Source organism: Pseudomonas sp. GP01-A4, assembly GCF_058780865.1.
Window position 1 is genome coordinate 202,038 of the sequence record NZ_JBYSWF010000001.1, and the last position, 15,546, is coordinate 217,583.

The 15,546-nt window shown below is 59.7% G+C and carries 14 protein-coding genes; 12 read left to right on the forward strand and 2 right to left on the reverse strand.

Features of this window, described 5'->3' with window-relative positions:
* Positions 1-140: 140 nt before the first annotated feature.
* The 10 genes from argE (at position 141) to AC3WKX_RS01000 (ending at position 10,595) form a co-directional block, all read left to right on the forward strand.
* Positions 141-1,289 carry an acetylornithine deacetylase gene (gene argE / locus AC3WKX_RS00955; RefSeq protein WP_102604090.1) on the forward strand — a complete coding sequence of 383 codons (1,149 nt, stop codon included), beginning with the start codon at positions 141-143 and terminating at the stop codon, positions 1,287-1,289.
* Positions 1,290-1,425: 136 nt separating this feature from the next.
* Positions 1,426-2,724, forward strand: a complete 1,299-nt coding sequence (gene argA / locus AC3WKX_RS00960) for an amino-acid N-acetyltransferase (RefSeq protein ID WP_003213914.1) — start codon at positions 1,426-1,428, stop codon at positions 2,722-2,724.
* Between the two features lie 592 nt (positions 2,725-3,316).
* Positions 3,317-4,675 carry an OprD family porin gene (locus tag AC3WKX_RS00965; RefSeq protein ID WP_003213912.1) on the forward strand — a complete coding sequence of 453 codons (1,359 nt, stop codon included), beginning with the start codon at positions 3,317-3,319 and terminating at the stop codon, positions 4,673-4,675.
* Positions 4,676-4,948: 273 nt separating this feature from the next.
* The gene (locus tag AC3WKX_RS00970; RefSeq protein WP_003213910.1) at positions 4,949-5,587 is read left to right on the forward strand and encodes a peroxiredoxin; all 639 of its coding nucleotides are present in this window, start codon (positions 4,949-4,951) and stop codon (positions 5,585-5,587) included.
* A 317-nt stretch (positions 5,588-5,904) separates the two neighbouring features.
* On the forward strand, positions 5,905-6,498 hold the full coding sequence (gene ssuE / locus AC3WKX_RS00975; protein WP_102604091.1) for an NADPH-dependent FMN reductase: 594 nt from the start codon (positions 5,905-5,907) through the stop codon (positions 6,496-6,498).
* A 108-nt stretch (positions 6,499-6,606) separates the two neighbouring features.
* A complete protein-coding gene (locus tag AC3WKX_RS00980; RefSeq protein ID WP_003213907.1) occupies positions 6,607-7,575 on the forward strand; it encodes a sulfonate ABC transporter substrate-binding protein in 969 nt (322 codons plus the stop codon).
* A gap of 25 nt (positions 7,576-7,600) precedes the next feature.
* Complete coding sequence (gene ssuD, locus AC3WKX_RS00985; RefSeq protein WP_003213905.1) at positions 7,601-8,749, forward strand: FMNH2-dependent alkanesulfonate monooxygenase; 1,149 nt, start codon at positions 7,601-7,603, stop codon at positions 8,747-8,749.
* Between the two features lie 9 nt (positions 8,750-8,758).
* Complete coding sequence (ssuC, locus tag AC3WKX_RS00990; protein WP_008438905.1) at positions 8,759-9,547, forward strand: aliphatic sulfonate ABC transporter permease SsuC; 789 nt, start codon at positions 8,759-8,761, stop codon at positions 9,545-9,547.
* A complete protein-coding gene (ssuB, locus tag AC3WKX_RS00995; RefSeq protein ID WP_008438906.1) occupies positions 9,544-10,350 on the forward strand; it encodes an aliphatic sulfonates ABC transporter ATP-binding protein in 807 nt (268 codons plus the stop codon). The genes ssuC and ssuB overlap by 4 nt, the downstream gene beginning before the upstream one ends.
* A gap of 29 nt (positions 10,351-10,379) precedes the next feature.
* Positions 10,380-10,595 (forward strand): TOBE domain-containing protein, encoded by a 216-nt coding sequence (locus tag AC3WKX_RS01000; protein ID WP_003213899.1) that lies wholly within the window; start codon positions 10,380-10,382, stop codon positions 10,593-10,595.
* Between the two features lie 171 nt (positions 10,596-10,766).
* On the opposite strand, the gene AC3WKX_RS01005 is transcribed toward AC3WKX_RS01000, so the two are convergent.
* Positions 10,767-11,405 (reverse strand): TetR/AcrR family transcriptional regulator, encoded by a 639-nt coding sequence (locus tag AC3WKX_RS01005; RefSeq protein WP_003213896.1) that lies wholly within the window; start codon positions 11,403-11,405, stop codon positions 10,767-10,769.
* A gap of 252 nt (positions 11,406-11,657) precedes the next feature.
* A complete protein-coding gene (locus AC3WKX_RS01010; protein ID WP_003213894.1) occupies positions 11,658-13,034 on the reverse strand; it encodes a glutamine synthetase family protein in 1,377 nt (458 codons plus the stop codon).
* 278 nt (positions 13,035-13,312) lie between these two features.
* Between AC3WKX_RS01010 and AC3WKX_RS01015 the strand changes: the two genes are divergently transcribed.
* Complete coding sequence (locus tag AC3WKX_RS01015; protein ID WP_003213893.1) at positions 13,313-14,092, forward strand: gamma-glutamyl-gamma-aminobutyrate hydrolase family protein; 780 nt, start codon at positions 13,313-13,315, stop codon at positions 14,090-14,092.
* 39 nt (positions 14,093-14,131) lie between these two features.
* On the forward strand, positions 14,132-15,490 hold the full coding sequence (locus AC3WKX_RS01020; protein WP_003213891.1) for a glutamine synthetase family protein: 1,359 nt from the start codon (positions 14,132-14,134) through the stop codon (positions 15,488-15,490).
* Positions 15,491-15,546 lie beyond the last annotated feature (56 nt).

Here is a 15,546-nt window from a genome sequence, read left to right on the forward strand (position 1 = left end):
CGGGAGCGCAGCCGGGGAAAAGAGTGGCTGCCAAGGTCGTGCAGTGTACAGGACTGAGCCCGGCAACGTGCCGCAACGGTTTATTGTGTCACTCAGATAGCTCTATGATGGGGTTCGTCCGGGAAGTTGAGAGACAGCGCATGCCTTTACCGTCCATGAAAGATCAATTCGCCGCGCTGATTGCCGCGCCTTCGGTCAGTTGTACCCAGGCCTCTCTCGACCAATCCAACCGCCCGGTCATCGATTTGCTCGCCACCTGGCTGGCAGACCTGGGCTTTGCCTGCGACATCCAGCAGGTCAGCCCCGGTAAATTCAACCTGCTGGCCAGTTTCGGCACCGGCCCTGGCGGCCTGGTGCTGGCGGGCCACAGTGACACCGTGCCGTACGACGGCGCCCTATGGCAGACCGATCCGCTCAAGCTGACGGAAGTCGACGGCCGCTGGGTAGGACTGGGCAGCTGTGACATGAAGGGCTTTTTCGCCCTGGTGATCGAAGCCGTCCAGCCGTTGCTCGACCAGCCTTTCAAGCAGCCGCTGCTGATTCTTGCTACCTGCGATGAAGAAAGCTCCATGGCCGGTGCTCGTGCACTGGCCGAGGCGGGTCGTCCCTTGGGCCGTGCGGCGGTGATCGGTGAACCCACCGGCCTCAAACCCATCCGCTTGCACAAGGGCGTAATGATGGAGCGCATCGATATCCTCGGGCGCAGCGGCCATTCGTCGGACCCAAGCCTGGGCCACAGTGCCCTTGAAGCCATGCACGACGCCATTGGCGAACTGCGTGGCCTGCGCCTGGCCTGGCAGCGCGAATACCGCAATCCGCAGTTCAGCGTGCCGCAGCCGACCATGAACTTCGGCTGCATCCACGGTGGCGACAACCCCAACCGCATCTGCGGCCAATGCTCCCTGGAATTCGACCTGCGGCCCCTGCCGGGCATGGATCCCCAGGTGCTGCGCGCTGCCATCCGGCAGAAGCTTGAACCCTTGGCCGAGCGCCATCAGGTGAAGATCGACTATGCGCCGCTGTTCCCCGAAGTGCCGCCGTTCGAGCAGGCCGAGGATGCAGAGTTGGTGCGGGTAGCTGAACGACTTACCGGTCATCGCGCCGAAGCAGTGGCGTTCGGCACCGAAGCGCCTTATCTTCAGCGCCTTGGTTGCGAGACCCTGGTGCTTGGCCCTGGCGATATCGCCTGCGCCCACCAGCCAGGCGAGTACCTTGAAATGTCACGCTTGACGCCTACAGTGCGTCTATTGCGTGAACTGATTCAACATTACTGCCTGACACCTGCATAAATTAACCCCTGCCCATCCGTACATAGAAGGAGAGCGAGCGTGTCGCCAAGCCTGTTCCGACGATAACCAACAGCCCGCTGTGCGTTTTTGCGATTCATCCATTTTTGGCTGCTTTTTATTACAGGCCCAGGTTTTTATGCCCGAATACGTCAATTGGCTTCGTCACGCTTCGCCTTACATCAATGCCCACCGGGATTGCACCTTTGTCGTCATGCTGCCGGGCGATGGTGTAGAGCACCCGAACTTCGGCAATATCGTCCACGACCTGGTGCTGCTCCACAGCCTGGGCGTGCGACTGGTGCTGGTCCACGGTTCGCGCCCGCAAATTGAAACCCGCCTCGCCGCCCGCGGCCTGACCCCGGCTTACCACGAAGGCTTGCGCATCACCGATGCCGCAACCCTGGAGTGCGTGATCGATGCGGTCGGCCATCTGCGTATCGCCATCGAAGCGCGGTTGTCGATGGACATGGCCTCTTCGCCGATGCAGGGCTCGCGCCTGCGGGTGGCCAGCGGCAACCTGGTGACGGCGCGCCCGATCGGTGTACTTGAAGGCGTCGACTATCACCACACCGGCGAAGTGCGCCGGGTCGACCGCAAGGGCATCAACCGCCTGCTGGACGAGCGCTCCATCGTGCTGCTGTCGCCGCTGGGCTACTCGCCTACCGGCGAAATCTTCAACCTCGCCTGTGAAGACGTCGCCACCCGCGCGGCCATCGACCTGGGCGCGGACAAGTTGCTGCTGTTCGGTGCCGATCTCGGCCTGATCGATGAGCACGGCCGCCTGGTGCGTGAATTGCGGCCGCAACAGGTGCCCGCGCACCTGCAACGCCTGGGCAACAACTACCAGGCCGAATTGCTGGACGCGGCCGCCGAGGCTTGCCGTGGCGGCGTAGGGCGCAGCCACATTGTCAGTTATGCCGAAGATGGTGCCTTGCTGACCGAGCTGTTCACCCGGGACGGCGGCGGTACGCTGGTGGCCCAGGAACAGTTCGAACTGGTGCGCGAAGCGGCGATTGAAGACGTCGGCGGGTTGCTGGACCTGATCAGCCCGCTGGAAGAGCAGGGGATTCTGGTGCGTCGTTCCCGGGAAGTGCTGGAGCGGGAAATCGAGCAGTTCAGCGTGGTGGAACGTGAAGGCATGATCATCGCCTGTGCGGCGCTGTATCAGATCGCCGACTCCGACGCAGGCGAGCTGGCGTGCCTGGCCGTGAACCCGGAGTACCGCCATGGCGGTCGCGGTGACGAACTGCTGGAGCGCATCGAGACCCGTGCCCGGGCCCAGGGTTTGAAGACGCTCTTCGTGCTGACGACCCGTACCGCCCACTGGTTCCGCGAACGTGGTTTTGTGCCGAGCACGGTGGATCGCCTGCCGTCGGCGCGGGCGTCGTTATACAACTATCAGCGTAATTCGAAGATTTTCGAAAAGGCGTTGTAAGGCTAAGGGGCGAGGGGGCAATCCTCTCGCCTGTCACTTTGGCGAGTCGTGCTCCTCGGCGGACGCATCGGCCCTGAACACAGGGTTTGCCAATTTATACATATAACTGACATCAAAGTGACATTATCACCGGGTACGGTGAGGTGGATTGCTGGGACGGCAGAAAAGTTTCATCGATACAAAAACTGTAACAAATTGACGGAATGATGTGCGTTTGGCCATGATGGCGTCGCGTTTTTGATCGTGAGTGACGTATGACCCCGTTTGGTCAACACAAAACGATCTAAAAAAGCGCAAAGACATACTCTTTCGGAAAACGCTTATGGAGCGGCATCGCCTGTCGGCTTGACCGTCCCATGGAAAGCGTTATTCCTGAATGGTATGAAAAAGGACGAAACAATTCTTTTTGGGTGTATGAAAAACTCATTACCCTGCAAGGACCAAATTAACTGCGGTTAGACGAAAGTAGTAGACACACAAGGTTACGATTGACTTGTCAGTCACTATCCGGTGCTAATCGCGCATCTGTGGATCGAGGGCGTCAGACCCGAGACCTAAGAAATACAAAAATTAGAAATGAGAGGAGCGGTACATGAAGAAGTCAACATTGGCGTTGGCCGTAGCTTTGGGGGCAATCGCCCAACAAGCAGGCGCCGCTGGTTTTATCGATGACAGCAAGATCACGCTGGGCGTACGTAACTTTTACATCAACACCGACAACCGCGATCTGAAGCCATCGGCTACCTCGAACACCCGCAGCAAAAACGCTGAATGGGGTCAGGGTTTCGACCTGCGTTTCATCTCGGGTTTTACCCAAGGTACTGTGGGCTTCGGTCTTGACGCCATCGGCCTGTACGGCGTGCGTCTGGATTCCAGCCGCGCTGATCACGGTAACTACACTGGTACTGCTTCCGGCGGCACCGTGTTCCCAAGTGATGGCAACAAGGCCGTTCACGATTTCGCCAGCCTGGGCGTGACCGGTAAGGTCAAGATCTCCCAAACCGTGCTGAAGATCGGTACCTTGCAGCCGAACAACCCGGTGATCAAGACCAACGACGGTCGTCTGTTGCCACAAACCTTCCAGGGCGGCGAGATCTCTTCGAACGAGTTCAAGGACCTGACCCTGACTGCTGGTCAGATCGAGCACTCCAAAGGCCGTAACTCCAGCAACAATGAAGGTCTGTCCCTGGCCGGTGCCAACGGCAGCTCGAACTACGACGCTGGTAACTTCGTCAACAAGTTCTACTACGCCGGTGCTGACTACAAAATCAACAAAGACCTGACCGCTTCGTACTACTTCGGCGAGCTGAAGGATTTCTACTCTCAGAACTTCCTGGGCCTGGTCCACAACTGGGCGATCGGTCCTGGCGTCCTGAAAAGTGACCTGCGCTACTACCGCAGCCGTGACAACGGTGCCAACGGTGATACTGCCGGTTACTACACCTCCGGCTACTACTCGGATCATCCGACCAACGCCACCAAGGTCAAAGGTAAGGTCGACAACGACCTGTACAGCTACCTGGCGCTGTACTCGGTTGCCGGTCACACCTTCGGTGCTGGCTACCAGTACACCAAGGGCGACAGCGACTTCCCTTGGCTGAACCAAGGTGACGGCTCGTCTAACAGCACCATCACCGACATGCAAATCCAGAAGTTTGCCCGTGCTGGCGAACGTACCTGGCAAGCTCGCTACGCCTATGACTTCGCCAAGATCGGCGTACCTGGCCTGACTGCCGGTGTGGTTTACCTCAAAGGTAGCAACATCGACACCACCGTCGGCGAGCGTAACGAGTGGGAACGCGACCTGACCCTGGCTTACGTTGTTCCAGAAGGTCCGCTGAAAAACCTGGGCGTTGCCTGGAAAAACGCGATGTGGCGTACCGACCTGGCGAACACCCGTTCCCAGGACGAAAACCGCGTAATCCTCAGCTACACCTACGCGTTCAAGTAAGAGCGTAAAACCTTGCCCGGCGCAATGCCGGGCAGGGTGCTTTACTTTTCAAGCCGGGCTCAACCCCCGCAAGCCCGTCCTGAACCCCTCTTTGTACAGCGTCTCAAGGCCTTCTCGAACCTTGAAGCAGATGTTGATCCACGCCCGTTGCCAAGTCCAATGAACAGATTTTTAATATTCCTTTATCGTCTAGATAAATCGATATTTATTCTTTTTAAATAATCCGCGACACAGGCACAGTGGGCTCCATAAGCACTCATCAGGAGCCACACCATGAGCCTCAGACTGGGCGACATCGCCCCCGACTTTGAACAGGATTCCAGCGCCGGCAAGATTCGCTTCCACGAGTGGCTGGGCGATAGCTGGGGCGTGCTGTTTTCCCACCCGGCGGACTTCACCCCGGTGTGCACCACCGAGCTGGGTTTCACCGCCAAGCTCAAGGATGAATTCGCCAAGCGGGGCGTCAAGGCCATTGCGCTGTCGGTGGACCCGGTGGACTCCCACCACAAGTGGATCGAAGACATCAACGAAACCCAGAACACCATCGTCAACTTCCCGATCCTGGCCGACGCTGACCGCAAGGTCTCCGACCTGTACGACCTGATCCACCCGAATGCCAGTGACACCCTTACCGTGCGTTCGCTGTTCGTGATTGATCCGAACAAAAAGATTCGCCTGACCATCACCTACCCGGCCAGCACCGGTCGCAACTTCCACGAAATCCTGCGGGTGATCGACTCGCTGCAACTGACCGACAACCACAAAGTCGCGACCCCGGCCAACTGGCAGGACGGTGACGAAGTGGTGATAGTGCCGTCGCTCAAGGACGAGGAAGAGATCAAGAAACGCTTTCCGAAGGGTTACCGGGCGGTGAAGCCGTACCTGCGGCTCACCCCTCAACCGAATCGCTGACACACAACCACATGTGGGAGCGGGCTTGCTCGCGAATGCGCACTGTCAGTTGATGCATCTTTGAATGACACACCGCTTTCGCGAGCAAGCCCGCTCCCACACTTGCGCGCATTTCAAGTCTCACATAGCAGGGGTTTTAAGGCCGTTTCGACGGCCTTTTTTTATGCCTGCGATTTAGTCGGCAGCATATGCATTTAAAGAATAAACAAATGAAAAAATAAGATTTATAGATATATAAATTGGCTGATATGGTCTGTCCCATCTTGGCGCCATCGCCACATAGCGAACCGCCGACACTTTCCAAAGGAATTTCCTACATGCTGGTCGTAACACTTGGTGGTAGCCCCAGCCAACGTTCCCGGTCCGGGGTCTTGCTGGATCACACCCGCAACTGGTTGCAGCAACAAGGCGTGGAAGTGGTGAGTTATCAGATACGGGACTTCCCGGCCGAAGACTTGCTGCACGCGCGGTTCGATAGCCCGAAAATCATCGACCTGTTGCAGCAAGTGGCGAACGCCGATGGCCTGGTGATTGCCACGCCGGTGTACAAGGCTTCGTTTTCCGGCGCGCTGAAAACCATCCTCGACCTGCTGCCTGAACGCGCCCTGGCCCACAAAATAGTGTTGCCGATGGCCACCGGCGGCAGCATCGCCCACATGCTCGCGGTGGACTACGCGCTGAAGCCGGTGCTGTCGGCATTGAAAGCCCAGGAATTGCTCCACGGGATTTTCGCCGAAGACAGCCAGATCGCCTACGGCGAAGGCAGCGCCCAGGCGCAACTGGTGCCGGTGCTGGAACAACGCTTGAGCGAGGCTTTGGAGACGTTCTACAGCGCCATGGCCCGCCGCCCGAAACCCCTTGACCCCAGTGTGTTGAATGAACGTTTGTTGAGTGCTCGCTGGAGCATTTAAGCCTTACCCAGCTTTACCTGAATTCGACAAGTACTACTCACCTTACTCAGCCGCCAACGGCCAAGCAGGTGCAGCCAACCCCCTAATCGTATATTTGGAGAGAGCGCCATGCGCACTGTCATCTTGCGTCGTGGTCTGGTCGCACTGTTTGCTGCGGCTGTGTCCTTCGGTGCCATTGTTCAAGCCCAGGCCGCCGAAACCTTGCGGATCGGCTATCAGAAATACGGCACCCTGGTGCTGCTCAAGGCCAAGGGTTCGCTGGAAAAGCGCCTGGCCGAGCAGGGCGTGCAAGTGCAGTGGACCGAGTTTCCCGGCGGCCCGCAGCTGCTGGAAGGATTGAACGTAGGCTCCATCGACTTCGGCGTGACGGGTGAAACCCCGCCAGTGTTCGCCCAGGCTGCCGGTGCCGATCTGCTCTACGTCGCCTATGAACCGCCGGCGCCTACCAGCGAAGCGATCCTGGTACCGAAAGACTCGCCGATCAAATCGGTGCAAGACCTCAAGGGCAAGAAAGTCGTCCTCAATAAAGGCTCCAACGTGCATTACCTGCTGGTACGTGCCCTGGAAGATGCCGGCCTGAAATACACCGACGTGCAGACCGTGTTCCTGCCGCCCGCCGATGCCCGCGCCGCGTTCGAGCGTGGCAGCGTCGATGCCTGGGTGATCTGGGACCCGTACCAGGCAGCCGCCGAGAAGCAACTGCAAGCCCGCACCCTGCGTGACGGCACCGGCATTGCCGACAACCATCAGTTCTACCTGGCCACCAAGCCGTACGCCGAAAAACACCCTGAAGTGATCAAGACGCTGGTGGAAGAAGTCCGCGCCGTGGGCGAATGGTCCAAGGCCAACCCGGAACAAGTCACCGAACAAGTTGCTCCGCTGCTGGGCCTGCCGGCTGACATCACCCTGACCTCGGTAAAACGCCAGGGCTACGGTGCGCAGTTCCTGACGCCTGAAGTGATCGCGGCGCAGCAGAAAATCGCCGACAGCTTCTACCAACTCAAATTGATCCCCAAACCCTTGAGCATCAAGGACGTGATCTGGACACCACCTGCCGCCGTTGCCAAAGCGCCGTAATCCGACTTCTTCAGGAGACAACTCCATGAGCCTCAATATTTTCTGGTTTCTGCCTACCCACGGCGACGGCCATTACCTTGGCACCGCCGAAGGCGCTCGCGCCGTAGACCACGGTTATCTGCAGCAAGTGGCCCAGGCGGCCGACCGCCTTGGCTTCGGCGGGGTACTGATCCCCACCGGCCGCTCCTGCGAGGATTCGTGGCTGGTGGCGGCGTCGCTGATCCCGGTGACCCAACGCTTGAAATTCCTTGTCGCGCTGCGCCCCGGGATCATTTCCCCGACGGTGGCTGCGCGTCAGGCCGCGACCCTGGATCGTCTGTCCGGCGGCCGCGCGTTGTTCAACCTGGTGACCGGTGGAGACCCGGATGAATTGGCCGGCGACGGTTTGTTCCTGAGCCATGAAGAGCGTTACCAGGCGTCGGTGGAGTTCACCCGCATCTGGCGCCGCGTACTGGAAGGCGAGACCGTCGATTACGACGGCCAGCACATCAGCGTCAAAGGCGCCAAGTTGCTCTATCCGCCGATCCAGCAACCGCGTCCGCCGCTGTATTTCGGTGGCTCTTCCGAAGCGGCCCAGGACCTGGCAGCCGAACAAGTGGAAATGGTCCTGACCTGGGGCGAGCCACCGGCCGCGGTGGCGGAAAAGATTGCACAGGTTCGCGCCAAGGCCGCCAAGCTCGGACGTACCCTGCGCTTCGGCATTCGCCTGCATGTGATCGTGCGTGAAACCAACGCCGAAGCCTGGCAGGCCGCCGACAAACTGATCTCCCACGTGGACGATGAAACCATCGCCCGCGCCCAGGCGTCGTTGTCGCGCTTTGATTCCGTAGGCCAGCAACGCATGGCCGCCTTGCACGGCGGCAGTCGCGACAACCTGGAAGTCAGCCCCAACCTGTGGGCGGGCGTAGGCCTGGTACGCGGTGGCGCCGGCACGGCACTGGTGGGCGATGGCCCGACCGTGGCCGCGCGGGTGAAGGAATACGCGGACCTCGGTATCGACACCTTTATCTTCTCCGGCTACCCACACCTGGAAGAGTCGTATCGCGTAGCGGAGTTGCTGTTCCCGCATCTCGACATCGAGCGTCCCGAGTTGCCGAAAGGCGCCGGCTACGTCAGCCCGTTCGGCGAAATGGTCGCCAACGACATTCTTCCCAAAGCTGCGTCCCAGAGCTGAGGCGCCGCCATGAACCTTGAAAAGTTAAGTCATCGATTGGCGCCCTGGGCGCTGCCGATCCTGTTGCTGGCGGTATGGCAGCTGTCCGTCTCGGCCGGCTGGTTGTCGACGCGCATTCTGCCGGCACCCAGCGCGGTGATCGAAGCAGGTGTCAGCCTGGTGCGCAGCGGCGAAATCTGGACCCACCTGGCCATCAGCGGCTGGCGTGCGGGCCTGGGCTTTGTGATCGGCGGCAGCATCGGCCTGACCCTGGGTTTTATTACCGGCCTGTCGACCTGGGGTGAACGCCTGCTGGACAGCTCGGTGCAGATGATCCGCAACGTGCCGCACCTGGCGCTGATCCCGCTGGTGATCCTGTGGTTCGGCATCGACGAGACGGCGAAGATATTCCTGGTCGCCCTCGGCACGCTGTTCCCGATCTATCTCAATACTTACCACGGCATCCGCAACGTCGACCCGGCGCTGGTGGAAATGGCCCGCAGTTATGGCCTGTCCGGTTTCAGCCTGTTTCGCCAAGTGATTTTGCCGGGCGCCTTGCCTTCGATTCTGGTGGGCGTGCGCTTCGCGCTGGGCTTTATGTGGCTGACGTTGATCGTCGCGGAAACCATCTCGGCCAGTTCCGGTATCGGCTACCTGGCGATGAACGCCCGGGAATTCCTGCAGACCGACGTGGTGGTTCTGGCGATCGTGCTTTACGCGGTCCTCGGCAAGCTGGCAGACCTGGCGGCGCGGGGCCTGGAGCGAGTCTGGCTGCGCTGGCACCCGGCTTATCAAGTGAATAAAGGAGGTGCGGCATGACCGCTCAACAACCTCCACGCCTGCTGCGGGGCATTCCCCTGGCAGTGCGCAAGTTGCGCAAGGCTTTCGGCGCGCGGGAAGTGCTGAAGGAAATCGACCTGCATATTCCTGCCGGTCAATTCGTGGCAGTCGTGGGCCGCAGTGGCTGCGGCAAAAGTACCTTGCTGCGCCTGCTGGCCGGGCTGGACAAAGCCAGCGGCGGCGAACTGCTCGCCGGCTCCGCGCCGCTGAGCGAAGCGATTGAAGACACGCGGTTGATGTTCCAGGAAGCGCGCCTGCTGCCGTGGAAAAAGATCATCGACAACGTGGGTCTTGGCCTCAAGGGCAACTGGCGCCCGCAGGCACTGGAAGCGCTGGAAGCGGTCGGCCTGGCCGAGCGCGCCAATGAGTGGCCGGCGGCGTTGTCCGGTGGCCAGAAGCAGCGCGTGGCCCTGGCCCGCGCCCTGATCCACCAACCGCGCCTGTTGCTGCTGGACGAACCGCTGGGGGCGCTGGATGCCCTGACCCGGATCGAGATGCAGCAACTGATCGAGAACCTCTGGCAGAAGCACGGCTTCACCGTGTTGCTGGTGACCCACGACGTCAGCGAAGCCGTGGCCATTGCCGACCGGGTGATTTTGATCGAAGACGGCGAAATCGGCCTCGACCTGCACGTGGAACTCCCACGTCCGCGGGTGCGTGGCTCCCACCGCCTGGCGGCGCTGGAAACCGAAGTGCTTAACCGTGTGTTGTCGCTGCCCGGCACCCCGCCGGAACCCGAACCTGTTTCACCGCTGCCTACGCAATTGCGTTGGGCTCAATAACTCACTTGTCTTACACAGGAAGAACGACCATGACTATCAAAGCCATCAACGTGCGTAACCAGTTCAAAGGCACCATCAAGGAAATCGTCGAAGGCGACGTGCTGTCGGAAATCGACGTACAGACCGCGTCCGGCATCGTCACTTCCGTGATCACCACCCGCTCGGTGAAAGAGCTGGAGCTTGTGATTGGCAGTGAAGTGATTGCCTTCGTGAAATCCACCGAGGTGTCGATCGCCAAGTTGTGATCAATGGTTCGCACAAACCCCGAAGGTGAAAGCCTGTCGGGGTTTTTGTCGTTCTCAAGATTGCTTTCGCGAGCAAGCCCGCTCCCACATTTGACCGAGTTCTACCTTTGGAATACGGTCGAATGTGGGAGCGGGCTTGCTCGCGAAGAGGCCCGGACAGGCAACAAAAAATCAGAGCGCAGCCACCCGCTTGGGCAAGAACGCCGGCAGATAAAGCCCCACATACGCATCAAACACCCGCATGCCTTCCTCGGCCATGCGTGGGGTGATTTGCCCATGCTGATGCACCGAGCGTGCGTAGACGCGGTCGCTCAGTTCCAGGGCCAGGGCAAACACGTCGACATCGGCGGGCAGGCTCGGCACCTCAAAGTGCCGGTTGAACACCTCAAACATCAGGTTTCCCAGCTCCAGGTCGTGCTGGCGGTCGGCCTGTGTCACTTCGGTCAACCCGTGCTGGGCCAGGATCAATTGGCGGGCGGCGGCGTCGTTGCTGTAGATGCTGAGCATGCGCTGCTCCACCACGCAGGACAGGTCGCGCCAGTGCTTGAGTGAATCATGATCGATGGGCGCCTGAATGGCCGCGCGAAAGGCCGCATGAACGTCAGCGGTCAGCGCCTCCAGCAACGCCGGCACGCTGGCGAAGAAGTGATACACCGATGACGGTGGAATCTGCGCCCGCTCGGCCACGCTGTAGATCGACAGGCTGGCCACGCCTTCGGCGGCCAGCAAGGTGCGGGCGGCATCAAGGATCGCGTCGATCCGGGCCTGGCTGCGGGCGCGGGGTTTGCGAGGAGTGGCAGGGCGATTCATTGAAGTCTCCTACAGGGCAGCGGGCATTGTACGCAGAGCCACTGGATGATCCATACCCTGTGGCGAGGGAGCTTGCTCCCGCTGGACTGCGCAGCAGGCCCAAGACCTGCACCTCGGTTCCGCCTGAAAGAACCCGGTGTTCTTATTGGGGCCGCTTCGCAGCCCGGTGGGAGCAAGCTCCCTCGCCACCACAGCCATAAAAAAACGCCGTAGGCCAAAGGCCTGCGGCGTTTTTTTTAGCCCGGCAACCGCTTACACGGTATGCAGGTACCAGTTGTACTCAAGGTCGGAGATGGAGTGTTCGAACTCCTCCAGCTCACTTTCCTTACAGGCGACGAAGATATCGATGTATTTAGGATCGATGTACTTGGCCATCACCTCGCTGTCGTCCAACTCGCGCAGGGCATCACGCAGGTTGTTCGGCAGGCTCTGTTCGTTCTGCTCGTAGCTGTTGCCTTCCACCGGTGCGCCAGGCTCGATCTTGTTGGTCAGGCCGTGATGCACGCCCGCCAATACCGAAGCCATCAGCAGGTAAGGGTTGGCATCAGCCCCGGCCACACGGTGTTCGATACGTACAGCGTCGGACGAGCCGGTCGGTACGCGAATCGCCACGGTGCGGTTATCCAGGCCCCAGCACGGCGAGTTCGGCACGTAGAACTGTGCGCCGAAACGACGGTAGGAGTTGACGTTAGGGCACAGGAACGCCATTTGGGCGGGTAGGGTCTCCAGCACACCGCCGATCGCGTGACGCAATGCGGCGTTCTGCTCGGGATCCTCGCTGGCAAAGATGTTCTTGCCGTCCTTGTCCAGGATCGAAATGTGCACGTGTAGGCCGTTGCCTGCCTGGCCCGGGTAAGGCTTGGCCATGAAGGTGGTGTCCATCTCATGGTCGTAGGCGATGTTCTTGATCAAGCGCTTGAGCAGTACCGCGTAGTCGCAGGCCTTTATAGGGTCGGCAACGTGGTGCAGGTTCACTTCGAACTGCGCCGGGGCACTTTCCTTGACGATGGCGTCGGCAGGGATGCCTTGCTCTTTTGCACCTTCCAGAATGTCCTGGAGGCAGTCGACGTATTCGTCGAGGTCGTCGATCAGGTAGACCTGTGTCGAGTGCGGGCGTTTGCCGGAGATCGGCGAGCGGGGCGGTTGTGGCCGGCCATTCACGTTCTCCTGGTCAATCAGATAGAACTCCAGCTCGAATGCGGCGCAGATGGTCAGACCGAGGTCGTCAAATTTGCTTACAACTTGGCGGAGTACTTCGCGAGGATCGGCGAAGAAAGGTTCACCTTCGAGTTCGTGCATGGTCATCAGCAGTTGCGCGGTTGGGCGCTTTTGCCAGGGTTCATTGCACAGGGTGTCGGGGATTGGATAACAGATTCGGTCAGCATCACCGATGTCCAGACCCAGGCCGGTGCTTTCCACCGTTGAGCCGTTGATATCCAGGGCAAATAGAGAGGCAGGCAGGTTAATGCCCTTCTCGTAAACCTTGTGGAGGCTGGTGCGTTCGATGCGCTTGCCGCGCACCACACCATTCATATCCGCAATTAGAAGGTCTACGTACAGAACCTCAGGATGATCCTTAAGGAACGCGTTCGCTTCGTTAAGCTGAACGGCACGCGGGGGTACCGACATGATGCAACACCTTTGTTGTTAAAAATATCAATCATTGATCTCTTCGGGTTTCAGTCAACCCGAACGGCATGCCGAAGTCAAGCGAGGCCTTTTTTGCTCTAAAAAAGCGCCGTGAGGGCTTTTTTGGGGCTTTTTGGGGCAATTTTTTGGGATTGGGGCTCTTGGAACCAGCACGTTTGAGCGGGCCGTGTTGTATTTTTTACGGGGGTGTTGTGTAAAAAAATGAACAAGGCTAAGCTCGATTCAAACCCATAACAGCAATAATACCGGGGTGCTTCATGTCTCGCCTGCCGTTAATCGGCGTCACCGCCTGCTCCAAACAGGTCGGTCTGCATGCTTATCACATCAGTGGCGACAAATACGTCCGTGCAGTGGCCACCGCTGCCAAGGGCTTGCCGTTGATTATTCCGTCCCTGGCGGATCTGCTCGACCCGGCCAATATTCTTGACGGCCTGGACGGCATTCTATTTACCGGCTCACCTTCCAATATCGAACCCTTTCACTACGACGGTCCGGCCAGCGCGCCCGGGACTGCTCATGATTCTGCACGGGACCAAACCACCCTGCCGCTGCTGCGTGCAGCCATAGCGGCCGGCGTTCCGGTACTGGGGATTTGCCGTGGCTTCCAGGAAATGAACGTGGCGTTTGGCGGCAGCCTGCACCAGAAGGTTCATGAAGTGCCGGGCATGATGGATCACCGCGAAGACGACACCCAGCCGCTGGACATCCAGTACGGCCCGGCACATCCGGTAACCATCTCCCCGAATGGGGTATTGGCAAGCCTGGGCTTGCCGTCGACGATCCAGGTCAACTCGATCCATTCACAGGGCATTGATCGCCTGGCGGCCGGTTTCCAGGTCGAGGCCACCGCGCCGGATGGCCTGATCGAAGGCTTTTCAGTGCCCGCGGGCAAGGCTTTTGCTTTAGGAGTGCAATGGCACCCCGAATGGCAGGTAAGCTCTAACCCGCACTACCTCGCAATCTTCCAGGCATTTGGCAATGCCTGTCGAAAGCGGGTGATGCAACGCGACGCGGATGCTGCGTCAACTTACGCCTGACCTTTAATGGATGTCAGGAAACACAGCCCAGAGGCATTTATGAGTAACAACCTCGACCAGCTCACCGATTGGTTGAAAGACCACAAGATCACAGAAGTCGAATGCATGATTGGCGACCTCACCGGCATCACCCGGGGCAAGATCTCGCCGACCAACAAGTTCATCGCCGAAAAAGGCATGCGCCTGCCCGAAAGCGTTCTGTTGCAGACCGTGACCGGCGACTATGTCGAAGACGACATCTATTACGAATTGCTCGACCCGGCCGACATCGACATGATCTGCCGCCCGGACGAGAACGCGGTGTACCTCGTGCCCTGGGCCATAGAGCCTACGGCCCAGGTGATCCACGACACCTACGACAAGCAAGGCAACCCGATCGAGCTGTCGCCGCGCAACGTGCTCAAGAAAGTCCTCAAGCTCTATGCCGACAAGGGCTGGCAGCCCATCGTGGCGCCGGAGATGGAGTTCTACCTGACCAAACGCTGCGAAGACCCGGACTTCCCGCTGCAACCGCCGATTGGCCGCTCCGGTCGCCCGGAGACTGGCCGCCAGTCCTTCTCTATAGAAGCGGCCAACGAATTCGACCCGTTGTTCGAAGACGTCTACGACTGGTGCGAATTGCAGGAACTGGACCTCGACACGTTGATCCACGAAGACGGCACGGCGCAGATGGAAATCAACTTCCGTCACGGCGACGCACTGTCCCTGGCCGACCAGATCCTGGTGTTCAAGCGCACCATGCGCGAAGCGGCGCTCAAGCACGACGTGGCGGCCACCTTCATGGCCAAGCCCATGACCGGCGAGCCCGGCAGCGCGATGCACCTGCACCAGAGCATCATTGATATCGCCACCGGCAAGAACGTGTTCTCCAATGAAGACGGGACCAAGAGCGAGCTGTTCCTGCACCACATCGGCGGCCTGCAGAAATTCATCCCCGAGCTGTTGCCGCTGTTCGCCCCTAACGTCAACTCGTTCCGCCGCTTCCTGCCCGACACCTCGGCGCCGGTCAACGTGGAGTGGGGCGAAGAGAACCGCACCGTTGGCCTGCGGGTTCCGGACGCCGGCCCACAAAACCGTCGGGTGGAAAACCGCCTGCCCGGTGCCGACGCCAACCCGTACCTGGCGATTGCCGCCAGCTTGCTGTGTGGCTACATCGGCATGGTCGAAGGCATCAGCCCAAGCGCACCGGTGGTGGGCCGTGGTTACGAGCGCCGCAACCTGCGCCTGCCGCTGACCATCGAAGACGCCCTGGAACGCATGGAAAACAGCAAGACCATCGAGAAATACCTGGGTCACAAATTCATCACAGGCTACGTCGCGGTCAAGCGGGCCGAGCATGAAAACTTCAAGCGCGTGATCAGTTCGTGGGAGCGGGAATTCCTGCTCTTCGCCGTCTGATGCGCCGGGCGCGCCCTTCAAACGGCGCGTCCTCACCTGAAACATCTAGGAGATTG